Genomic DNA, 22,821 nt, shown 5'->3' with positions numbered 1-22,821 from the left:
TTGCCCGCAATTCCCGTTCATATTGTGATAAACGTTTGCGCAAGGGCGTATTTTGAAGGCGGCACCGGCTCTCTCCCGCTCTTCGGGCGACGTTTTCGTCGAAGAGCCAGTGCCGCCCCTTGGAAATTCCCGAATTTCCAATCAGACCCTTAAACCGGGCGGTTCTCGTTGCGGTTGCGGACCGGTCCCATCGCGGCGACGCCGTCTTCATAGCTGAGTTCGGGATAGGCGGCGGTGAAGGCGGCGACTTTGTCGAGGACGTATTCCAGTTTCTGGGCGCCGGTCATCTTCTTGACGTCGTTCTTGTCGACATCGACCAGTTCGAGCGTTTCCTTCCACACCGTCGATTCATCGAGCGGCAGGATATAGGCCGTGACCCCGGCAAAGGGGACGCGGTACTTCTTGAGGAAATCGATGTTATTGGCAAAGAACACGTAAGTGCCCTGCGGGTCGATATAGTCGGCCAGCACTTCGCCCGCATCCTTGAGCCAGGCGAAATTGTGGAGATAGCCGACAAGGACGGGGATCTTGCCCGTCGTGACATCGGCGCGGGCGAGCACCTGTTCCAGCGAATAGGCCGGGGGCCGCGCTTCGTCGGCGAGCTGTTCCTGAAACGCGAGCGCGATGTCGCCGCGAAATCCGAACTGGCCTGCGCGCGGAAGCGGTTCCTTGAGCACGGCATTGAGCAGGCGACGAGCGGCCTCGAGCGTTCCGAAGGCGGTATCGCTGATGCGGACGGTCTCCAGAGACGGCGAAGTGGTGGCGGACATGGGCGGCGGTTCTCCTTTGCGTGGATGGGTCGAACGACGCGCAGCTCCATGCATGAAGCGGGCCGTTTGCCGTTTTCCCGTCGCAAGGCCGCAGGTTGCGCGCGTTTGTGGACATTGGGACAAACCGGAACAGGGGGCATTGTCGCAAATCCGCCAAAGGGCGCGACAAAACCGTCCGATCGGCGCGCGCGCTTGTCCCCATGCGGCGGTGGTTGGCCGAAATCCCGTACTGGCACGGAGTTTGCTGAGAACCCCTCGTCAACACATTCGGGGAGACGTCAGCATGATCGCCCTTACCGATAGTGCGCTCGAAGCCGTTCGCACCGCCATGGCCCGGTCGCAGGCCGCCGCCACGCCCGCAGGTCTCAGGATCCAGGTCGAGACCGGGGGATGCGCCGGGTACAAGTACATGATGGGTCTGGTCGCCGAACCGCAGCCCGATGACGCGATCGTCACCAATGGCGATGTCAGCGTCTTCATCGATCCGGTCAGCCAGCCGCTTCTGGCCGGGACCACGGTCGATTTCGTCGTGGCGCTCGAAGGGTCGGGTTTCACGTTCACGAACCCCAATGCCAGCAACAGCTGCTCGTGCGGCAAGTCTTTCGGCTGAACGGAGAACGCTCATGTGGGAATACAGCGAAAAGGTGAAGGACTACTTCTTCAATCCCAAGAACAGCGGCATCCTTGAAGACGCCGACGGCGTGGGCGACGTCGGCGCGATCAGCTGCGGCGACGCGCTGCGCCTGATGATCAAGGTCGACGAGCCGAGCCAGACGATCAGCGACGCGCGGTTTCAGACGTTCGGTTGCGGCAGCGCGATTGCCTCGTCCTCGGCGCTGACCGAGCTTATCATCGGCAAGACCATCGATGAGGCGATGGCGCTGACCAATCAGGACATTGCCGACTTTCTCGGCGGCCTTCCGCCCGAAAAGATGCACTGCTCGGTCATGGGTCAGGAAGCGCTCCATGCCGCGATCGCCAATTATCGCGGCGAAACCTGGGTCGACGACCACGAGGAAGGCGCGCTGATCTGCAAGTGCTTCGGCATCGACGAGGGCATGATCGAGCGCACCGTGCGCACCAACGGCCTGACCTCGATCGACGAAGTCACCAATTACACCAAGGCGGGCGGCGGCTGTTCGACATGCGCCGAAGGCATCGAAGGCGTGCTCGAACGGGTCAATGCCGAAATGGTTGCCGAAGGGGCGCTGGCGCCCGAACGCGCGTTCCGGGCGGGCGTCGCGCCCTTGCCGGTAAAGGAGCGCAAGATCGTCCGCACCGACGAACGCGCACCCGCCAAGCCGCTGACCAACCTGCAGAAGATCCGCCTGATCGAGGAAACGCTCGAAAGCATTCGCCCCAGCCTGCAACGCGACGGCGGCGATTGCGAGCTGGTCGATGTCGAGGGCAACAGGGTCATGGTCAAGCTGACCGGCGCCTGCGTCGGATGCCACCTGTCGAGCGCGACGATCGAAGGCGTGCAGGCCCGCCTGGTCGAGGCGCTCGGCATTCCGCTGATCGTCATTCCCGTGACCGCGATGCACTGACCGGAAAGGAGGCCGCGATGACCATGAGTTCAGCCAGCCCCGAGAACGTCTATCTCGACAACAATGCCACCACTCGCTGCGATCCCGACGTGGTCGCCGCGATGCTGCCGTTCTTTACCGAACAGTTCGGCAATGCTTCGTCCATGCATGCCTTCGGCGCGGAAGTGGGCAATGCGATCGGCACCGCGCGACGGGCTCTTGCCGATCTTCTGGGCGCCGAATTCGATCACGAGATCGTCTATACCGGCGGCGGGACCGAAGCGGACAGCACCGCGATCCTCTCGGCGCTGGAAACCCAGACCGGGCGGAACGAGATCGTCACCAGCGCGGTCGAGCACCCCGCCGTGCTGACGCTCGTCGCGCATCTTGAAAAGACCGGCCGGGCCAAAGTCCACGTGATCCCGGTCGATGCCAAGGGCCGGCTCGACATGGACGCCTATCGCAAGGCCTTGTCCGAGCGGACCGCGATCGTGTCGATCATGTGGGCCAACAACGAGACCGGCACGATTTTCCCGGTCGAGAAACTGGCCGAAATGGCGCACGGCGTCGGCGCGCTGTTCCACACCGACGCGGTGCAGGCAGTGGGCAAGATCCCGATGGATCTCAAATCCACGCAAATCGACATGCTCTCGCTGTCCGGGCACAAGCTGCACGGGCCCAAGGGGATCGGTGCGCTCTATGTGCGCAAGGGCGTGCGCCTGCGTCCGCTGATCCGGGGCGGGCATCAGGAACGCGGCCGCCGCGCAGGCACCGAAAATGCCCCGGCGATCATCGGGCTGGGCAAGGCCGCGGCCCTGGCCGCCGCGCACATGGCCGAGGAACAGACCCGCGTCAAAGCCCTGCGCGACCGGCTCGAAAAAGGGCTGCTGCAACGGATCAGCCACAGTTTCGTGACCGGCGACGTCGACAATCGCCTGCCCAATACCTGCAACATCGCCTTTGAATATATCGAGGGCGAGGCGATCCTCTTGCTGATGAACCGCGAAGGGATCGCGGCCTCGTCGGGATCGGCCTGTACGTCGGGCAGCCTGGAACCCAGCCACGTCCTGCGCGCGATGAACGTGCCCTATACCGCCGCGCACGGGGCGATCCGGTTCAGTTTCAGCCGGGAGAACGGCGACGCGGATGTCGATCGCGTGATCGAGGCGATGCCTCCGATCATCGAACGGCTGCGCGACATGAGCCCGTTCTGGCGCGAGCGCGAAGTCCGCACCGCTGCGTTCAACCCCACTTATGCCTGACGGGAGCTGCGTGTCATGCCTCACCCCGTGCCCCCACCGATCGCCATCCCGGTCGTCATCAACGACAGCACCCTGCGCGATGGCGAACAGGCCCCCGGCATCGCCTTTACCCTCGCTGAAAAGCTGGCAATTGCCGCCGATCTGGAAATGGCAGGTGTTGACGAGATCGAGGCGGGGACACCGGCGATGGGGGCCGGGGAACTGGACGCCATTCGCGCCATTGCTCTTCAGTCGCGACGCGCGGCGGTAATCCCCTGGTGCCGGATGATCCGGGCCGACGCCGATCTTGCCGCGAAAGTGGGGTCGGGGCGGGTCCATCTGTCGGTGCCGGTGTCCGACCGCCAGATCCGTGCCAAGTTCGGTACCGGGCGGCTCGACGTACTGGCACGCATTGCCGATGTCGTGCCTTATGCCCTCGACAAGGGAATGCGCGTTTCGGTCGGGGGGGAGGACGCGAGCCGCGCCGATCCCGATTTCCTTGCCCGCGTCGTCATCGCGATCGAGGAAGCGGGCGGCCACCGCTTCCGCTATGCCGATACGCTGGGCGTGCTCGATCCCTTTGCCACCTATGACGCCTTTGCCCGGCTGGTGCGCGAGACCGACCTCGAACTCGAATTCCACGGGCACGACGATCTCGGGCTGGCGACGGCCAATACGCTGGCGGCAGTGCGCGGCGGGGCGACCCATGCCAGCGTCTGTGTGCTGGGGCTGGGCGAACGGGCGGGCAATGCGCCGCTCGAGGAAGTGGTAACGGCCCTGCGCGAGACATTGGGGCGCCGGACCGGGGTCGACCTTGCCTGGCTCGGTACGCTTGCAGACCGGGTCGCAGCGGCAGCCTGTCGCCCGATCCCGGACAACAAGCCGATTGTCGGGGCCAGTGTCTTTGCCCATGAATCGGGCATCCATGTTGCAGGTTTGCTGCGCGATGCTGCAACCTATGAGGCACTCGATCCTGCGACGTTCGGACGGCGGCGCAAGATCGTTCTGGGCAAGCATTCGGGCCGCAGTGCAGTGCGCACGATGCTCCGTTCGATCGGGCTCGACGCCGAACACGAACGGCTGGAAAACCTGCTGGCGGCGGTCCGGGCTCGTGCGGTCGATACCAAGCGCCCGGTCGAATTGCCCGATCTGGCCGCGCTTTACGACCAGACCGCGTGCCCGGTGCAGTGATGATCGGCCCGAGCCTCTCGATCGGCGGTGCGGAGCGCTCCTCGCTCCTCGCGCAAGTGCGCGGCGATATCGCCTGCGTCGCCGCGCGCGACCCGGCGGCGAAGGGATCGGTCGAGATCCTGCTGACTTATCCCGGCGTCCACGCGATCGTGTGGCACCGGATCGCCCATCGCTTGTGGCGGCGGGGCCATCGCTTTGCCGCGCGGTTCGTCTCGTGGTTCTCGCGCACGGTGACCAATGTCGACATCCATCCCGGCGCGCGGATCGGTGAACGGTTCTTCATCGACCACGGCGCGGGGGTGGTGATCGGCGAAACCGCCGAGATCGGCGACGATGTGACGCTTTATCACGGGGTCACGCTGGGCGGGACGAGCTGGCGCGGGGGCAAGCGGCATCCGACGCTGGGCAACGGCGTCCTGGTGGGCTGCGGAGCCAAGATCCTCGGCCCCATCCTGATCGGTGCGGGCGCGCGCGTCGGCGCCAACAGCGTGGTGATCGAGGACGTGCCGCCGGGCATGACCGTCGTCGGCATTCCGGGGCGGGTCGTGCGCGATCCCGCCGATCGCCGCCGCATGGGCGGGCGCATCGATCTCGACCATCACCTGATGCCCGATCCCGTCGGCGAAGCCATCGCCGAACTGGTCGACCGCATCGATTTTCTCGAAGCGCGCCTTGCCCACCGGGGCGAGGAACGCCGCGATCCGTCTTTCTGTCGGGAGAACCCGCATGAGCCTGCTTGATCGCCTGCAATCGCTGTCCAGTGCCGAAGAATTCTTCGAGGTTCTGGACGTTCCCTATGACGAAGCGGTCGTGCGCGTGGCGCGGCTGCACATCCTTCGCCGCATGGGCCAATACTTGCGCGGCAGTGCGGCGGACGGCGCCTTTGACGGCGCGGACGAGGCGGGCGTCGAGGCCTTGTGCCGCGAGCATCTGGCGCAGGCCTATGCCGATTTCGTCGCATCCTCGCCGATCGCGGAACGAATTTTCAAGGTCCATCAGGACGCGCTGCGTCCCAAGCCCGAACCCAACCGGCCTTTCGTGCCGCTGTCCGCCCTGACGGGAGAATGACATGACCGGCTCCAAGCCCCTGCATAGCGTCGTTTGCATCAAGCAGGTGCCTGACAGCGCCCAGATCCGAGTGCATCCGGTGACCAACACCATCATGCGCCAGGGCGTCCCGACGATCATCAATCCCTTTGACCTGTTCGCGCTGGAAGAGGCCTTGCGCCTGCGCGACCGGCTGGGCGGATCGGTCACGGTCCTGTGCATGGGGCCGATGACGGCCGAGGATTCGCTGCGCAAGGCACTGACGTTCGGGGCCGATCGCGCGGTGCTCTTGTCCGACCGCTATTTTGCCGGATCGGACACGCTCGCAACGTCCTATGCCCTGTCGATGGCGCTCGAACAGATCGGGCGGACGTTCGGCACGCCCGACGTCGTTTTTACCGGCAAGCAGACGATCGACGGCGATACCGCGCAAGTGGGGCCGGGCATCGCCCGCAGGCTGGGCTACAACCAGCTCACTTATATCTCGAAAATCCGCGAACTCGATCCGGCAGCCGGCGTGCTGACGGTCGAGCGCCGGGCCGAGGGCGGCACCCAGGTGCTTGAGACCCGGCTGCCGGTGCTCATCACCATGCTCGAAGGCACCAACGAGATGCGCCGGGGCGGGATCGACACGGCACTCGCCGCCGCCAAGGCCGAGGTGACGATATGGAACGCCGCAGCAGTCGGGATCGAGGATCTGACCCGGTGCGGCCTGCGCGGATCGCCGACCATCGTCAAGAAAGTCTTCGCGCCTTCTGCGCGCAGCGAGAAGGCGGTGATGATCCCGGTCGAGGGGACGCCTTATGAAAGCGCCCGCGCGGTGATCGAGGCGATGTTCGCGCGGTTGCCCGATGTCGAGGCGCAACTGTTGGAAACCGCCGCCCAGTCGGCCTATTGAGGGAGCCAAGGACCATGGCAGACACCGCCAAGCCCGCAGCCGCAAAGGCAAATGCAGGCAGCCGGGCCGGGACCAAGAAGGAACTGCCCGACCATTTCAAGGCCTATCGCCACGTCTGGGTCGCGGTCGAGATCGAACATGGACAAGTCCATTCGGTCAGCTTCGAACTGCTCGGCGAAGGGCGCAAACTCGCCGACAAGCGCGGGGTCGAACTGGGCGCGGTGGTCATGGGCGACGATCGCGCGGCGCTCGACGCAGCGGCGGCGCAGTGCTTCGAATATGGCGCGGATGTCGTCTATGTGGTCGAGGACCCCGCACTTGCCCATTACCGCAACGAGACGTCGACTTCGGTGCTGACGCACCTGGTCGAGACGTACAAGCCGGAAATCCTCCTGCTCGGGGCGACCAATCTCGGGCGCGACCTTGCCGGGGCCGTGGCAACGACCTTGCGCACCGGGCTGACTGCCGATTGCACCGAATTGGCCATCGACGAGGAAGGCTCGCTTGCCGCGACCCGGCCCACGTTCGGCGGATCGCTGCTGTGCACGATCTTCACGCTCAATTTCCGGCCGCAGATGGCGACCGTACGTCCCCGCGTCATGCCCATGCCCGCGCGGCAGGAAGGGCGCACCGGGCGTATCGTCGAATATGCCCCCGCCATTGTCGAAGCCGACATCGTCACCAAGGTTCTCGATTTTCTCGCCGACCGCGACAGCGACAAGGCGAACCTGCCTTATGCCGACATCGTCGTGGCGGGCGGTCTCGGCCTGCGCTCGGCGGAAAACTTTCAGCTCGTGCGCAAGCTCGCCGAAGTGCTGGGCGCCGAATACGGGGGCTCGCGGCCGCTGGTGCAAAAGGGATGGATTACCGCCGATCGCCAGATCGGACAGACGGGGAAGACCATTCGTCCCCGCCTTTACATCGCCGCGGGCATTTCGGGTGCGATCCAGCACCGCGTCGGGGTCGAAGGCGCCGACGTCATCGTGGCGATCAACACCGATCCGGCCGCGCCGATTTTCGAATTCGCGCATCTGGGCATCGTTGCCGATGCCGTCACTCTCTTGCCCGCGTTGACCGAGGCTCTGGCGGCCCGTTTGCGCGTCAACCGGCTGGCCAGTTGAAAGGAACCCGAGCGATGAGCGAGACCGAACAGGACGCATCCCCCCGTTTCGACGCGATCGTCGTCGGCGCCGGGCCGTCGGGCAATGCGGCGGCCTATGTCATGGCGCGCGAAGGGCTCAATGTCCTCCAGATCGAGCGCGGCGAATATTCGGGCAGCAAGAATGTGCAGGGCGCGATCCTCTATGCCGACGCGCTGGAAAAGATCATTCCCGAATTCCGCGACGAAGCCCCGCTCGAACGCCATGTGATCGAACAGCGGATCTGGACCATGGACGACCGCAGCCATACCGGTGTCCATTACCGTTCCGACGATTTCAACGAGGAAAAACCCAACCGCTATACGATCCTGCGTGCGCAGTTCGACAAATGGTTCAACAGCCGCGTGCGCGATGCGGGGGCGACGGTCCTGTTCGAGACGACCGTCACCGAACTCGTCCGCGATCTTTCGGGCAAAGTCATCGGCGTGCGCACCGACCGCAGCGGCAATCCGATCATGGCCCCGGTCGTCGTCCTGGCCGAAGGGGTCAATGGACTGGTCGGCCAACGCAGCGGCCTGCGTGAAGAATTGAAGCCCGACACGGTCGCGCTGGCGGTCAAGGAAATGCATTTCCTGCCGCGCGAAGTGATCGAGGCGCGGTTCAACCTTCAGGGCAACGAAGGCGTGGTGATCGAGGCCATGGGCACGATTACCAAGGGCATGACCGGGACGGGGTTCCTTTACACCAACGAGGAATCCATCTCGATCGGCATCGGCTGCATCGTCGAGGATTTCGTCGACAGCGCCGAGACGCCCTATGGCCTGCTCGAAGCGTTCAAGAACCACCCGTCGATCAAGCCCCTGCTGGCAGGGAGCGAGATCAAGGAATATGCCGCGCACCTCATCCCCGAAGGCGGCTACCGGGCGATCCCGCAGCTATATGGCGACGGCTGGCTGGTCGTGGGCGACGCCGGGCAATTCGTGAATGCAGTCCATCGCGAAGGGTCGAACCTTGCCATGACGACCGGACGCATTGCTGCTGAAACCGTGGTCATGCTGACCCGCAAGCGCGAGGCGATGTCGGCGGCCAACCTCGCGGCCTTCGCCCGGCGGCTGGAAGAGACCTTCGTCATGAAGGATCTCAGGAAATACAAGGGCATCCCGAACCTTCTCCATGGCGGGAAAGCCCAGTTCTTCGGGACCTATCCGCGTCTTATCAGCCAGGCGATGCAGACATGGTTCCGCGTCGATGGCGTGGACAAGAAAACCAAGGAAAACGCCATCGCCCGCTCGTTCCGCGAAGCGCGCGGATGGCGCGGCATGATCGGCGACACGTTCCGCCTCGTGCGGGCATGGCGATAAGGGAGACCTGACAATGAACGACGCAATGAACGGCAAGGGAACCGTAAAAGTCGAGGAAAAGCTCTACCAGAACCGCTATCTGGTCGATGCCGGGCGCCCGCATATCCGGGTGAAACCGCACCAGACCCCTTCGCGCGGGTTGCTGGCGATGACCCATCTGTGCCCGGCGGGATGCTACAACCTGTCCGAAAGCGGGCAGGTCGAGGTTTCGGCGGACGGCTGTGTCGAATGCGGCACGTGCCGGATCGTCACGCAGACGACCGGGGAGCTGGAATGGAACTATCCGCGCGGCGGTTTCGGCGTCTTGTACAAGTTCGGATGACATCTATTCGGGCAGTTTCCTGAACGCCTTGCAAAATAGCCTATTTTCTTGGCTTTTCAGGGGAAATTCCTTGCCGGTCGGGTCGGTTTTTGAGACCCTGTGCTGCATCGCAACATCGAGTCGCGATGCGACGTTCAGCAAGATCATGAAAATATAAAGACGACCCTTGGGGAGAAGGATCGCGCTGGCGGCAGGGAGGTGCTCGTCATGCCCACTTCGGCAACTGCTGGAACTGTGTCGGCGGGGTCTCCGCCTGCGCGCGGTCGCGGTCAGAGCCATACGCGCGCGGACATCGCGTTGCGCGGGATCTACGAGATTTCGAAGATTCTCGTCGTACCCACGCGGCTGGAAACGACGCTGGCCAATGTGCTGACTTTGCTGTCGAGCTTTCTCGACATGCGCCACGGTATCGTCGCCCTGCTCGACGACAAGGGCGACCCGCGCAGTGTCGTGGGCATCGGCTGGAAAGAGGAACAGGCGCACCGCTATTTCGAACGCCTGCCCGAACGCGCGGTGGGGCAGGTCGTTACCACGCACATGCCGCTCGTCATTCACAACATCGACAACAGCCCCCTGTTCGCAGGTTGGGAACGCAGCGAACCGGTGCCGCCCGGCGCGCGCGTCTCGTTCATCGGCGTCCCGATCAAGGACCGCGACCGGGTGATGGGCACCTTGACCATCGAGCAGGTCTGGGACGAGGACACCGCCTATCACGCTGCCGACGAGGACGTGCGGTTCCTGACCATGGTCGCCAACCTGATCGGGCAGACGGTGCGGTTGATGGAGATGATCGGCCGCGACCGCGAACGGCTGATGGATCAGCAACGCCTGCTGGAAAAGGAACTGTCGAGCCAGGGCAGCGAGGATAGCCCGGCCCATCCGCGCGGCCCGGCCCATCCGCGCGGCCCTGCCCACCCGCGCGGCCCTGCCCACCCGCGCGGCATTGTCGGCAACAGCGCCGCGCTGCGCCACGCGCTGGAGCAGATCCGCGTGGTCGCGCGCAGTCATTCCGCAGTCCTGTTGCGCGGGGAAAGTGGCACCGGCAAGGAACTCTTCGCGCGGGCGACCCACGATTACAGCCCGCGCGCCAAGCGTCCCTTCATCAAACTCAACTGTGCGGCACTGCCCGAAAGCGTGCTGGAATCCGAACTGTTCGGCCATGAAAAGGGCGCGTTCACCGGCGCCGTGTCCCAGCGCAAGGGCCGTTTCGAGCTGGCCGACGGCGGCACCTTGTTCCTTGACGAGATCGGGGACACCAGCCTTGCCTTTCAGGTCAAATTGCTGCGCGTGTTGCAGGAGGGCGAATTCGAACGGCTGGGCGGCATGAACACGATCAAGGTCGACGTCCGCCTCGTCTGCGCGACCAACCGCAATCTGGAAGAGATGGTGGCGCGCGGCGAATTCCGCGCCGATCTCTATTACCGCATCAACGTCGTCTCGATCCGGCTCCCCGCCCTGCGCGACCGGCGAGAGGATATTCCCCTGCTCGCCCGCGAATTCCTGCAACGCTTTGACCAGGAACATCGCACCCGCCACGAACTCAGCCCTTCGGCGATCCGGGTGCTCGACAACTGTTATTTCCCCGGCAACGTTCGCGAACTGGAAAACTGCATCCGCCGTACCGCCACGCTGGCACAGGGGGACCGCATCGTCGACGATGATTTCGCCTGCCGCCACGACGAATGCCTTTCGGCGACTTTGTGGAAATCGGCGGTGTCGCAACCGTTCCCGATCGTCCAGCCACGGGCCAGGGAACCTATCGGCATCCCGATGCCGTCACCCTTTGCTCCCACCCCGTTCACGCCCGAACCTGCCGAAGCGGTGATTTCCCCCAACCCGGAAGATCCGGGACAGGACAACGTGAAAATCACGCGGCAGGAATTGATTGCCGCGCTCGAATCAACCGGCTGGGTTCAGGCCAAGGCCGCGCGCATGTTGAAATTGACGCCGCGCCAGATCGGTTACGCTCTGCGCAAGTTCGGCATAGAAATCAAACGGTTGTAGTCTGCCGTCGCAGATAGTGAGAGTGGCGCCGCCCGACCGGGGTCCGCTCGATTGACCCATCCGCCGGGGGGCCCATACCGCTGCCGTCATTGCACAGGAATGACGGGAGAGCGGGATGCGGGCGGCACGGGTTCACGAACCGGGCGGTGATTTTCGGATCGACGAGATCGAGCGGCCTTCGCCGCGCGAGCGGGACGTGGTGGTCGCGGTCAAGGCGGCGGGCGTCGTCCCGAACTTGCGCAACGTCATGAACAATTACGGCGATCGGGCCTATCTGACCGTGCCCGAATTGCCTGCCATCTATGGCCTCGACGCGGCGGGCGTGGTGGAAGAGGTGGGCCCGCTCGTCACCGGCATCGCGCCGGGGGATCGGGTCTATATCAATCCGGGGCGTTCGTGCGGATCGTGTCCGGCGTGCCGGTCGGGCGATGCGATCAATTGCCCGGCCTATATGTTTCAGGGCTATTTCGGTTTCGGTCCGGCCTCGCGCGGGATCTATCGCCTTTATCCCTATGGCGGCTTTTCCGAATATGCGACCGCGCCAGCCGACGGACTGGTGAAACTGCCCGATGCCGTCAGTTTCGAGGCGGCGGCGCGGTTCGGCTATCTCGGCACGGCCTATTCCGGGTTGCGCAAGGCGGGCGTGGGGCCGGGGCGCACAGTCCTGATCAACGGGGCGAGCGGCACGCTCGGGCTCGGCGCGGTCCTGCTGGCACGGGCCATGGGCGCGACCCGCATTCTGGGCGTGGCACGCAACCGTGATCTGCTCGAACGGGTCCGCGCGATCGATCCGGCCCGGATCGAGGTGTTGTCGTCGGGAACCGAACCGCTCGGCGACTGGGCCCGGCGCCTGACCGGTGGACTGGGCGTCGACGCCGTGCTCGATACGCTGGGGCCCGGCGCGCCCGCGCAAGCGATGCTCGACGCCATCGGCGCGCTGCGGCGCGGGGGCAGGCTGGTCGACGTCGGCGGAATGAATGCGCCGCTCGCGCTCAACATGCATGCGCTGATGTGCGCGCAAGTCAGCCTGATCGGATCGCTGTGGTTCACTGTTGCCGAGGGCGAGGACATGGCCGCGATGATTGCGGCCGGAACGCTCGACCTTTCGGTTCTCGATCATCGCCGTTTCCCGCTGGCTCAGGCGAACGAGGCGCTTGCTCTCGCCGAGCAGCGGACCGGCGGTTTCATCAATGTCGTGGTGCAGCCCGGCGCCTGAGGAGAATGAGCATGGTAAGACGGATCGTGACAGCCGAACGCAACGGCAAATCCTGTGTCGTGTCGGACGGCCCGGTTGCCAATACCCACGATTTTGCCGCGATGCCGGGATTTCGCACGACGCTGGCGTGGATGACGCGCGACGTGCCGCGCTTTCCCGATGACGGCGGCGCGGGCGATCCGGTCGCGCGCGTCGACACGATGTTGCCGGGGCCGGGGGGATCGTGCCTGATCGTGGTGACGTTTCCGCCCGACAGCGTCATGATGTCGCCCGCCTTCGACGGCGCGGCCGCCGCTGCCGAACAGGCGGAATTCCTGCCCGGACTTGCCGACACGTTCGACCCCGACGGTTCGGGCATGCACATCACCGCAACGCTCGATTACGACGTCATCGTCGAAGGCGAACTCTGGCTCGAACTCGACGACGGCGATGTGCGCCATCTGAAAGCCGGGGACGTGGTGATCCAGAACGGCACGCGCCACGCCTGGCGCAACCGCACCGACAAGCCGACGACGATGATCTCGTTCATGGTCGGCGGACATCGCGACGCGGCATGACCGACGCGCCGCCGCCGTTCGCGGACATGGTCGAAATCGCCGCGAAGCTTGCCTCGCGCTCGGTTTCGGCAGTCGATGTGATGGACGTCCTTCTCGCCCGTATCGCGCGGCTGGAGCGGCATCTCCATGCCTTTGCCCACCTCGATCCCGATGCCGCGCGGCGTCAGGCGCGGATCGCGGACGACCGTCTGGCCACAGGACAAGGCGGCCCGATCGAAGGCGTGCCGGTCGCGGTGAAGGATCTGTTCCATACCGCCGACATGCCGACGGCGGCGGGCATGACCGTGTACAGCGGGTTTCGCCCGGTACGCGACGCCACTGTCGTGCACCGGCTGCGCGCGGCAGGTGCGATCAATATCGGCAAGACGCAAATGACCGAGGGCGCCTTTGCCCTGCATCACCCGGGCGTGGTCGCGCCGGTCAATCCCTGGGGTGACGCGCTGTGGCCGGGGGCTTCGTCGAGCGGGTCGGGTGTCGCCGTCGCGGCGGGGCTGGCCTATGCTTCGTTGGGGTCGGATACGGGCGGTTCGATCCGCTTTCCCTGCGCGGCGAACGGCCTGACCGGGCTCAAGCCGAGCTGGGGCCGGGTCAGCCGTCATGGCGCCTTCGAACTGGCGGGCAGTCTCGACCATGTCGGCCCGATGGCGCGCAGTGCCCGCGACGTCGCACTGCTCTATGGCCTGATCGCCGGACACGATCCCGATGATCCGACCAGCTGGTCCGGCCCGGTGGCGCCGGTCGTCGAAGGGCGGGATCTGCGCGGTCTCGTCATCGGCCTTGATCCGGGTTGGAACATGGCGGGATGCGATCGCGAAGTCGTGGGCGCGGTCGATGCCATGCGGGACGCACTCGCCGATCTGGGCGCGACGATCCGGGAAATCGCCGTGCCCGATCCGGCTTGCGCCTCGCGCGATTGGGAATTGCTGGCCGGGACCGAGGCCGCGCTTGCCCATGCGGAGACGTATCCGGCACGCGCCGCCGATTATGGCCCCGCGCTCGCACGGCTGCTCGACATCGGGCACTCGGCCTCGGCGATGGAGCATCAACGGGCCTTGCGCGATCGCATGACCCTGACCGGGGCGCTGGATACGGCTTTGGCGGGGATCGACCTGTTGCTGGCGCCGGTTCAGCCTTATGCCGCGCCGACGCTGGAACGACTGGGGGCATTGGCCGCCGATCCGGAGGCCAATGCCCGGCTGATCGCCTTTACCGCGCCGTTCAATCTGGGCGGGCAACCGACGCTCGCTTTGCCGGGAATGCCGACCGACGCGGGCTTGCCAGTGGGTGTGCAGCTTGTCGCCGCGCGTGGTCGCGAGGATGTCCTCCTGCGCGCAGGGATCGCTGTGCAAGAGGCGACCGACTGGCACCGGGCGCATCCCGCCCTGTGACGGGTGCGCTCAATCGAGCGCACACAGGGTCCGGAACGACTGGTCGTGATAGACCAGCGGTTGGGCATCGGGGCGGTTCCACACCGCCTCGACATCGCCGACGACGATCGCATGGGTTCCGACCAGTTGTACCGAGTGAACCGAACAGCGGATCGCGGCGATGGCATCGGCAAGGCGCGGGGGATGCCCTTCATCCGCGATCCATCCGCGACTTGCGAACTTTTCCGCGCCCGATAGCCCGGTGCGCCCCGCGAATGTCTCGGCCAGCGCCAGCGCATCGGTGCCGAGCACGTTGACGCAAAACGCATGGGCGGCCAGCAGCGCTGCACAGGTCGCGCCCGAACGGTTGAGGCAGACCAGCAGGCGCGGCGGCGCCATCGACAGCGAACAGACCGCCGTTGCCGTCAGGCCCGACGCCTCCGCCCCGGTTCCGGCAGTGACGATATTCACTGCCCCGGCAAGGTGACGCATGCTGATCTTGAAATCGCCGTTCATGATTTCCCCGTTCCGTGTTTTTCCAAGCGTTGCGGGGACATTCGTACAATGTGAGAATCCCGCCGCGAAATCCGCTGGGCGCAGCCATTGTCCCGCTGCGGCAAGGGCCGCGCACCGTTGACGCGCGCGGCGATTCGGGGGTTAATGCGACCTTATCCAGACATCATCCGAACAGCCGGAACGGCGGGGCCATGCCGATGTATCAGGCACTGCACTCGAATGCCGACGGGTTTGCACTGACTTTGGCCGGGGCGGCCAGTCACAGCTTCCTGTCGAAAGAACGCGACGAAGTCCGATCCTATGTCGGGCGGATGTATTGCGAGCACTCTTTCGACCTGGTGAACCCCAGAGGCCTGCTCACGACCGACATCGCGCATCTGCGTTGCGGCAGCGTGACACTGACCGAAATGAGCTATGGCGCCGACGTCATCATCGACGCCGGGCGGCTGGAGCATTTCTATCTGGTACAGATCCCGGTCGCGGGTCGGGCGGGGCTGACGCTTGGGGGAGAGCACGGCGTCTATGGACCGGGCCGCGCCTCGGTCCAGCATCCGCAAGTCCCGCTCGAAATGCATTGGAGCGGGGATTGCCGCAAAGTCGTGTTGCGGTGCGACCGGGCCGGGTTCGAACGGTTTGTAGAGGCCTTTCTCGGGCGTCCCTTGCGCTCGCATGTCCGGTTCGAACCCTGGTTCGATCTCGCTTCGCCGCTGGGCGCGCGTCTGGTGGATCAGATGCAATGCGCCATCGCCATGGTCCGCAACGGCGCCCGTTTCGAACCGTGCGGCGCCAATGCCCTGCTCGAACGCCATCTCGAAAACACGATGATGACCGCGCTCTTGTTCCTGCAACCCCATGACCTGAGCGAGGAACTGGGCCGCAGCATTCCCGCCGCCGACCCGCTGCCGGTCCGCCGCGTGCGCGAATACCTGCACGAACACGCGCACGACCCGATCGACATGGCCGACATCGGCAAAGTCGCAGGCATCCCCTTGCGCACCTTGCACCACCAGTTCCGCCAGACACTGGGCGTCACCCCCATGCAACTCTTGCGCGACATCCGCCTCGAACGCGTCCGCCGCGAATTGATGGCCCCGGGCGAAACCACCAACGTCACCCAGGTCGCCATGCACTGGGGCTTCGAACACCTCGGCCGCTTCGCCCTCGCCTACCGCCAACGCTTCGGCGAAACCCCCCGCGAGACTTTGCGGCGTCAGCGGTGATGGGGGCGGCGGGGGTTGAGGACGGACCGGTAAGTCTGCTTTCAGTTCGGTAACCACAGGTAGCTGCCGATCTCGGCATAAGATCCCGCCCATGACCCCTCTTTTCTTGAATCCCTGTGCTGCATCGATGTTGCTTTTGTGGGCTGAGAAAGGCGTTGTCGGCGAACGTGTTGTCACGCTGCCTCTTTCCTGAAAGCTTGGAAAGTTGCATTAGCTAAGAATGCCCCATAGCCAACACGATAAAGACGATATGGATCAGACGGCCTTGAAAGAGCGCTTCAACGTGCTCGTTATATTTTCCATATTTGCGGTCACGATTTTTGGCATCATGATCAAACAGCCACCAGTATGGCCAAGTTTTACGGAATTTGGCTATTTTAAGTTAATCGGAATTATTATAATATTTATTTCATATGGGAGTTTGACTGGATGGATTAGGTTAATATACGTTCAAATTTTCACCACGAGTTGGTGGAACCTGAGTTCTAAAATCGATGATCCGACATGGCGGGATGTTCTGGACATGACTCTGGGGGAGCTTAAATGTGATCCTATAAGTTATGTCAATAAATCTAGAAAGCCATCTATTGGGATTGATTTAATAGTTGTATTTGCCCTAATCGCAACATTTAGTGCTGCATTCGAAACCCAAGCGCTTCTTTCGACCAAAAGGATTGTTGCTCTTTTCAACACCACCGCGATGGCGGGCTTGAAATTTGCAGATAATCTTACCGCCTTCTTGGCGCTGGTGGCAGCTATTGCGTCGATCTATTTCACCCACCGTCAGCTTCAAGCAAAGGTCAAGGCGGATAGTAGGCAGGCATGGATTGAAAAACTACGCGGTAATATCGCCCGGTTTGTCGCGCTGGCCGATGTTGCGTTTCAGTATCCGCATAAAGACCGGATGGAATTAACATTCTGCCGGATGGAGATGGAACTGATGCTAAATCCATCCGAAAAAGATCATCGATTGCTTATGTATCTTACCATAAAACTTGCATTTTTTAATTGGAGTAATGCGGATTTTATGAAGGTCGACGATGTGAAAAATCTCTTGAAAGAGCTTGAGCCGCATAGATCGAACGCGGTAGAGCAATGGAGTGAAATATTATCTCCAATACCTAATATTTTTGATAGAACTCGTGAAGATCAGTATGGAAAGCTTATAGGATACGTCATGCGATTATCTCACGTTGTCCTAAAGCGCGAATGGGAGCGTGTTAAGGCTACACGATGATAAAGAAGCATTTTTCCTATCTTGTTCGCCAGCCTCTGTAGGCATCTCGTCAGACCCATTCACTTGCGCCGACGATATCCCACAATGGCACCAATGACTGCTTTCAGAAAACGGGGCCGGGACTCTGAATGTCACTTCTGGAGGCGGTCCCGGTGACAAGTCGGCTGGCGCCCGGCCCAATCCAAGTCATCTCACATGGAGCGGGTGCAAGTCGGTTGCTGATACAAGCAGGGTCGGGCGCGAACATTCCCATGTGCCTCCCGGCTTGGCTTTCTGCTTCTGGTGACGGTCGCTGACGGGGGCTTGAGGGTTTGCGCAGAAGTGCTTTGAAGGTTTTCGTCCGTTTCTGTACGAGCACCTTCAATCGCCTCGTGCTCGGCTTTCGTGCCGGGCAACTCGTATGAAGTCAGATCGTCAGGATCTTGAAATACAATGAATTATCGTCATTCCTTCCATGCCGGCAATAGCGCCGATGTCGTGAAGCACAGTCTGTTGATCGCGCTTGTGCGGGCCTTGCAGCACAAAGAGAGCGCGCTGACTCTGATCGATACGCATGCCGGTTGCGGGCTCTACGACTTGCGCGGGGACGAGGCTCAACGCACCGGCGAGGCTACGCAGGGCGTGTTGCGAGCCTTTGCCGATCAGAACCCCTTGCTGAACGATTACCGCGCCGCCGTGCAGGAGGTGAATGGCGGGGTAGAGCCGCTGCTCTATCCCGGCTCGCCGAAGTTTCTGGCGCAGCTGCTGCGCCCGCAGGATTTCCTGATCCTCAACGAAAAACATCCCGAGGACGTCCATTCCCTGCGCGGCGTGATGCGCGATACGCCCGCTGCCGTGCATGAGCGGGACGCTTACGAGTTTTGGCTGGCGATGGTGCCGCCCCGCACCGCGCGCGGCGTGGTGGTGGTCGACCCGCCGTATGAGCAGACGGACGAACGCGCACGTATCACGACGACCCTCGCGGCGGCTCACCGCAAATGGGCGCATGGCGTGACGGTGATCTGGTATCCGCTGAAAGACCGGGCGACGCATTCGCGGTGGAAGGAGCAGTTGCGCAAGCTCCGCATCCCGAAATTCCTGAACGTCGAGCATTGGTTGTACGATGCCGATCAGCCCGGCATCTATAACGGCGCGGGCCTTTTCATCGTCAACCCGCCCTATGCCTTCACGCAGGCGCTGCCGCCTCTGCTGGAATCCCTGCGTGCCGCGCTGGCGCCCGAGGGGCACAGGGGCGAGATCACAACCGATTGGCTGGGCGATTAGGCGGCGCGGATAAATCCCGGCGACATATGGGCATGATATTATTGGTTTTATGTCCGTCATCCCGGGCTTGACCCGGGATCCCGCTGACCTGCGGAAAGAGGCATGGCGCCCGCCGGTTGAATTTGTCCGCGCGCCACCTTTGTCGGGGCGGCTTGCCAAGACCGGATGATGTTTGCCGTGACCGGATTGTGACGGGGCGGTGAAATCATAGCCTGCTCTCATTCGCACAAAGCGAGGGGGGTGACATGGCTAGAATTGCGATCGTGGGCGCCGGGCAGGCGGGGCTGCATCTGGGGATCGGGCTGTTGATGGGCGGCCATGCGGTCACCATGATTTCCAACCGCACCGCCGACGAGATCGAGACCGGTTTCGTCATGTCGAGCCAGTCCATGTACGGCATGGCGTTGGGGTTCGAGCGGGAACTCGGCATCGATTACTGGCAGCACACCGCACCGCCTTATTCGGCGGCGCAGATGCGGCTTGCCGACAGCGAGGGCCGCGTGGGGCTGTTCTGGCAAGGCGACATGGGTGAGCCGGGCCAGTCGGTGGACCAGCGGATCAAGATGCCGCGATGGATGGCCCGGTTCGAGGAACTGGGCGGCGCGCTGGTGATCGAGGAAGCGGACATCGCCACGCTCGAACGCCTTGCGGCAAGCCACGATCTGGTCGTGGTCGCCTCGGGCAAGGGGGACATCGGGCGGCTGTTCGAACGCGACCCGGCCCGCTCGCCCTTTACCCAGCCACAGCGGGTTCTGGCGCTGACGTATGTCCATCGGTTCAGCCCGCGTCCGGGGAAACCCGCGATCTGCATCAATATCAATCCGGGCATCGGCGAATTCGTGTCCTTCCCCGGCATGACCCGCGACGGTCCATGCGAGATTTTCACGATAGAGGCGATTCCGGGCGGTCCCATGGACGTGTGGGCCGATGTACGCACGGCGCAGGATCATCTGGCGGTGAGCGAGCGGCTCTTGCGCGACTATTTCCCGATCGAGGCGGAACGGATCGACGGGCATCTCGAACTGACCGATGACAAGGCGGTGCTGCGCGGGCGGATCACGCCGACGACGCGCCATCCGGTGGCGACTTTGCCCAGCGGAAAGCCGGTGTTCGGCATTGCCGACGCGGTCTGTGTCAACGATCCGATCACCGGGCAGGGATCGAACAACGCGGCCAAGTGCGCCAAGGTCTATCTCGACGCTATCCTTGCCCATGAGGGGCCATTCGATGCCGCGTGGATGACCGCGACGTTCGAAACGTACTGGGACTATGCCCGCTATGTCGTCGATTATACCAACATGACGCTGACGCCGCCCCCGCCGCACATGCTGGCGGTGTTGAAAGCGGCAGAGAGCGATCCGGGTATTGCCCAGCTCATGGCCAACAGCTTCAACGATCCCAAGTCGATCGCGCCCTGGTACTACGACCCGGCCGCAGCCGAAGCCTTTCTCGCATCGCGCGCCGTCGCGGCCTGATCCCACGTCGATTTTTTCAAGGACCAACCGGAGAGGCGCCGTTTCGCGCCTCTTCGCCGGGCGCGGTGCGCCTCAACACGACCGGCCAATGCCGGACAATCAAACTCGGGGAGTCTGTTTCATGCTGACCAAGGGGAATTTCCGCGCCCGGCGCAGACGTGTTCGCTGTCTCTTGCTGGCGCTGGCCTCGTTGACCGATGCGGGGGTGGCCATGGCGGAGGATGCGGGCCAGACCGGTTCCGCACTCGACGGCCAGATCACCGTAACGGCGCGAAAGCGAGTCGAAAGCCTTCAGGAAACGCCGATCGCGATTACCGCGTTCAACGATCGTTCGATGGAGGCGCGCGGCATCCGCAGCACCGAGGGGCTCGCCAACCTCACCCCCAATCTGACGCTTCAGAACAATCCGTCCTATTCGGGGGCCAGCAACAGCGCCTCGATCTATATTCGCGGCATCGGGCAACAGGATTTCGTGCCGACGGTCGAACCGGGCGTCGGGGTCTATGTCGACGGGGTCTATGTCGCGCGGTCGGTGGGCGCCATTCTCGATCTGGTCGATATGGACCGCATCGAAGTGCTGCGCGGGCCGCAGGGGACGCTGTTCGGGCGCAATACTATCGGCGGGGCGATTTCGGTCACCAGCAAGGCGCCCGATTTCACGCGTCTGGCCGCCAGCGCCTCTGCCACATACGGCACCGACGATCTTGCCGTGGTCAAGGGCATGGTCAACCTGCCCGTGTCGGACAAGATCGCCTTGCGCGTGTCGGCGGCCTATTTCGGGCAGAACGGCTATGTAAAGCGGATCAGCGACGGACAGATGCTGGGCAACCAGAACCGCTTTGCCGGGCGCATGTCGGCGCGGATCAAGCCGCTGTCCGATTGGACCGTGGATCTTTCGGTCGATGGCACCCATGCGCGGGAAAACGGCCCGCCGATGAGCCTGATCGGGATCAATTACGGCAAGACCACCGATCCCGCGACGCCGCCCATGACCGACATCTGGAACACCATCGCCAATGTGCAGGCGGGCGGCACGGCGAGCCCCTGTGCCACGGCATCCGCGCCGCTCAACCTTGGCGTCGCGAATTGCTATGACAATCGCTATGTCCTTGGCCGCAATACCAATGCGGGGACGGCGCCGTCCTATTCCAATTCCGATATTTTCGGCATGGCGATGACGCACACGATCGAATTGAGCCCCGCTCTGACGATCAAGAGCATCACCGCGTTTCGCGAATTGACCGGCGATTTCGCCCGCGACGGCGACGACAGCCCGGCGGCGATCGCGCAATTCTATGACCATATCCACCAGCAACAGTTCAGCCAGGAATTGCAGGTTCTGGGCAAGGCGTTCGGCGGTCGGCTCGACTGGATCTTGGGCGCCTATTATTTCAAGGAAACCGGGGTCGATATCAACGACCTGACCTTCACGATTTCCCGGTTCCGGTCGGGCGGCTATTTCCGCAACGAAAGCCTCGCCTTTTTCGGGCAGGGGACGTTCAAGATCACCGACAAGCTGAAGCTGACCGCAGGTTTGCGCTATACCCGCGATACCAAGTGGTTCCATCCCGACCAGTACATCATCGCCAATCTCGCCTCGTTCCTGGGCGCGCCGTTCAATTCGCCGATTTTCGATGCGGGAACGCGCGTCCTGCCCGATGTGACGGCGCGTGAACGGTTCAGCGAGCCGACGCCGATGGTCAATCTGGCATGGCAGGCGGATCGCACCGCGATGATCTATGCGACATGGTCGCGCGGGTTCAAGTCGGGCGGGTTCAGCCAGCGGGTGTTCCCGCCGATCATTCCGGGCGTGACCACCACGATCACCGACCCGGCCGCCGCGATCCCGAGCTTTGCCCCGGAAAAGGTCGATGTCTATGAAGCGGGCGTCAAGTTCCAGACGCTCGATCGCCGCCTGACTGTGAACGTCGCGGGATATTACACCGATTACAAGGACATGCAGGTACAGGTCTTTACCAGCGTGGCTCCGGTGTTCCGCAATGCGGGCAGCGCGTCGATCAAGGGGTTCGAGCTGGAAGGTCAATTGCGCCCGATCCACGGGCTTCTGGTCGAAGGGACGCTGGGCCTGACGTCAGCTCATTACAAGCAGATCGATCAGGCAACGACCTATATCAACCCGTCCAACATGTTCGAGCGCGTGTCGAAATGGACCGCGTCTGCCGGGGTTACCTATGAATGGGAATTGCCCGGCGGCTCCATGCTGCGCCCCCATGCGGATTGGTCGTACCGCAGCAAATTCTACAACAACACCTTCAACACGCCCCAGATCGCGCAGGCGGGCTATTCGTTGTTCAATGCCGCGATCGGATGGACCTCGGCGGGCGAGAAGTTCGGTCTTTCGGCCAATATCAAGAACATCGGAGACAAGCGGTTCCTGTTGTCAGGCATTCTGGTCGATGCGTTGCAGGCTTATGAAGGCGTCTACAACCGGGGCCGCGAGTGGTCGGTGACCGCGTCGGTCAAGTTCTGAACCTTTCCCTCGGGCTGCT

General features: G+C 63.3%; 21 protein-coding genes. 19 read left to right on the top strand and 2 right to left on the bottom strand.

Annotated elements, in window-relative coordinates; genetic code table 11:
• Positions 1–149: 149 nt before the first annotated feature.
• Positions 150–770: a hypothetical protein gene (locus Y88_RS18530; RefSeq protein WP_008072058.1), complete on the bottom strand. Its 621-nt coding sequence runs from the start codon at positions 768–770 to the stop codon at positions 150–152.
• Between the two features lie 283 nt (positions 771–1,053).
• On the opposite strand from Y88_RS18530, the gene Y88_RS18525 reads away from it, so the two are divergent.
• The 14 genes from Y88_RS18525 to Y88_RS18460 all read left to right on the top strand — a co-directional run bounded on the left by Y88_RS18525 (position 1,054) and on the right by Y88_RS18460 (position 14,621).
• Positions 1,054–1,380 carry a HesB/IscA family protein gene (locus tag Y88_RS18525; protein WP_008072057.1) on the top strand — a complete coding sequence of 109 codons (327 nt, stop codon included), beginning with the start codon at positions 1,054–1,056 and terminating at the stop codon, positions 1,378–1,380.
• A 13-nt stretch (positions 1,381–1,393) separates the two neighbouring features.
• Positions 1,394–2,317, top strand: a complete 924-nt coding sequence (nifU, locus tag Y88_RS18520) for a Fe-S cluster assembly protein NifU (RefSeq protein ID WP_008072056.1) — start codon at positions 1,394–1,396, stop codon at positions 2,315–2,317.
• 17 nt (positions 2,318–2,334) lie between these two features.
• On the top strand, positions 2,335–3,558 hold the full coding sequence (gene nifS / locus Y88_RS18515; protein ID WP_008072055.1) for a cysteine desulfurase NifS: 1,224 nt from the start codon (positions 2,335–2,337) through the stop codon (positions 3,556–3,558).
• Between the two features lie 15 nt (positions 3,559–3,573).
• On the top strand, positions 3,574–4,728 hold the full coding sequence (gene nifV, locus Y88_RS18510) for a homocitrate synthase (protein WP_232281144.1): 1,155 nt from the start codon (positions 3,574–3,576) through the stop codon (positions 4,726–4,728).
• Positions 4,728–5,468 carry a serine O-acetyltransferase gene (gene cysE / locus Y88_RS18505; protein ID WP_018076124.1) on the top strand — a complete coding sequence of 247 codons (741 nt, stop codon included), beginning with the start codon at positions 4,728–4,730 and terminating at the stop codon, positions 5,466–5,468. Before nifV ends, cysE begins: the two co-directional genes overlap by 1 nt.
• Positions 5,455–5,796: a nitrogenase stabilizing/protective protein NifW gene (gene nifW / locus Y88_RS18500; protein WP_008072050.1), complete on the top strand. Its 342-nt coding sequence runs from the start codon at positions 5,455–5,457 to the stop codon at positions 5,794–5,796. Before cysE ends, nifW begins: the two co-directional genes overlap by 14 nt.
• Before the next feature lies 1 nt (position 5,797).
• The gene (locus Y88_RS18495; RefSeq protein WP_008072049.1) at positions 5,798–6,673 is read left to right on the top strand and encodes an electron transfer flavoprotein subunit beta/FixA family protein; all 876 of its coding nucleotides are present in this window, start codon (positions 5,798–5,800) and stop codon (positions 6,671–6,673) included.
• A 14-nt stretch (positions 6,674–6,687) separates the two neighbouring features.
• On the top strand, positions 6,688–7,794 hold the full coding sequence (locus Y88_RS18490) for an electron transfer flavoprotein subunit alpha/FixB family protein (protein WP_008072048.1): 1,107 nt from the start codon (positions 6,688–6,690) through the stop codon (positions 7,792–7,794).
• A gap of 14 nt (positions 7,795–7,808) precedes the next feature.
• The gene (locus Y88_RS18485; protein ID WP_008072047.1) at positions 7,809–9,134 is read left to right on the top strand and encodes an FAD-dependent oxidoreductase; all 1,326 of its coding nucleotides are present in this window, start codon (positions 7,809–7,811) and stop codon (positions 9,132–9,134) included.
• A 13-nt stretch (positions 9,135–9,147) separates the two neighbouring features.
• A complete protein-coding gene (locus Y88_RS18480; protein ID WP_008072046.1) occupies positions 9,148–9,456 on the top strand; it encodes a ferredoxin family protein in 309 nt (102 codons plus the stop codon).
• 207 nt (positions 9,457–9,663) lie between these two features.
• On the top strand, positions 9,664–11,460 hold the full coding sequence (gene nifA, locus Y88_RS18475) for a nif-specific transcriptional activator NifA (RefSeq protein ID WP_232281143.1): 1,797 nt from the start codon (positions 9,664–9,666) through the stop codon (positions 11,458–11,460).
• Positions 11,461–11,575: 115 nt separating this feature from the next.
• Positions 11,576–12,676, top strand: coding sequence for an alcohol dehydrogenase catalytic domain-containing protein (locus Y88_RS18470; RefSeq protein WP_008072042.1), 1,101 nt, complete (start codon positions 11,576–11,578; stop codon positions 12,674–12,676).
• Between the two features lie 11 nt (positions 12,677–12,687).
• A complete protein-coding gene (locus Y88_RS18465; RefSeq protein WP_232281142.1) occupies positions 12,688–13,233 on the top strand; it encodes a cupin domain-containing protein in 546 nt (181 codons plus the stop codon).
• Complete coding sequence (locus tag Y88_RS18460) at positions 13,230–14,621, top strand: amidase (RefSeq protein WP_008072037.1); 1,392 nt, start codon at positions 13,230–13,232, stop codon at positions 14,619–14,621. The genes Y88_RS18465 and Y88_RS18460 overlap by 4 nt, the downstream gene beginning before the upstream one ends.
• Before the next feature lie 9 nt (positions 14,622–14,630).
• Here Y88_RS18460 and Y88_RS18455 read toward each other — a convergent pair whose 3' ends face one another.
• Positions 14,631–15,116 (bottom strand): flavin reductase family protein, encoded by a 486-nt coding sequence (locus Y88_RS18455; RefSeq protein ID WP_008072035.1) that lies wholly within the window; start codon positions 15,114–15,116, stop codon positions 14,631–14,633.
• 191 nt (positions 15,117–15,307) lie between these two features.
• On the opposite strand from Y88_RS18455, the gene Y88_RS18450 reads away from it, so the two are divergent.
• The 5 genes from Y88_RS18450 (at position 15,308) to Y88_RS18430 (ending at position 22,802) form a co-directional block, all read left to right on the top strand.
• Complete coding sequence (locus Y88_RS18450) at positions 15,308–16,336, top strand: AraC family transcriptional regulator (protein WP_008072034.1); 1,029 nt, start codon at positions 15,308–15,310, stop codon at positions 16,334–16,336.
• Between the two features lie 220 nt (positions 16,337–16,556).
• Positions 16,557–17,573, top strand: coding sequence for a hypothetical protein (locus Y88_RS18445; protein WP_018076122.1), 1,017 nt, complete (start codon positions 16,557–16,559; stop codon positions 17,571–17,573).
• A gap of 432 nt (positions 17,574–18,005) precedes the next feature.
• On the top strand, positions 18,006–18,836 hold the full coding sequence (locus Y88_RS18440) for a 23S rRNA (adenine(2030)-N(6))-methyltransferase RlmJ (RefSeq protein ID WP_008072032.1): 831 nt from the start codon (positions 18,006–18,008) through the stop codon (positions 18,834–18,836).
• Between the two features lie 245 nt (positions 18,837–19,081).
• On the top strand, positions 19,082–20,311 hold the full coding sequence (locus Y88_RS18435) for a styrene monooxygenase/indole monooxygenase family protein (RefSeq protein ID WP_026167085.1): 1,230 nt from the start codon (positions 19,082–19,084) through the stop codon (positions 20,309–20,311).
• A 121-nt stretch (positions 20,312–20,432) separates the two neighbouring features.
• Entirely contained in the window at positions 20,433–22,802 is a 2,370-nt protein-coding gene (locus Y88_RS18430; protein WP_008072030.1) for a TonB-dependent receptor, read from the top strand.
• Positions 22,803–22,821 lie beyond the last annotated feature (19 nt).

The organism is Novosphingobium nitrogenifigens DSM 19370 (genome assembly GCF_000192575.1).
Classification (GTDB): Bacteria; Pseudomonadota; Alphaproteobacteria; order Sphingomonadales; family Sphingomonadaceae; genus Novosphingobium; species Novosphingobium nitrogenifigens.
The sequence above is the reverse complement of the archived record's forward strand: the minus strand, read 5'-3'. Positions and strand labels throughout refer to the sequence as shown.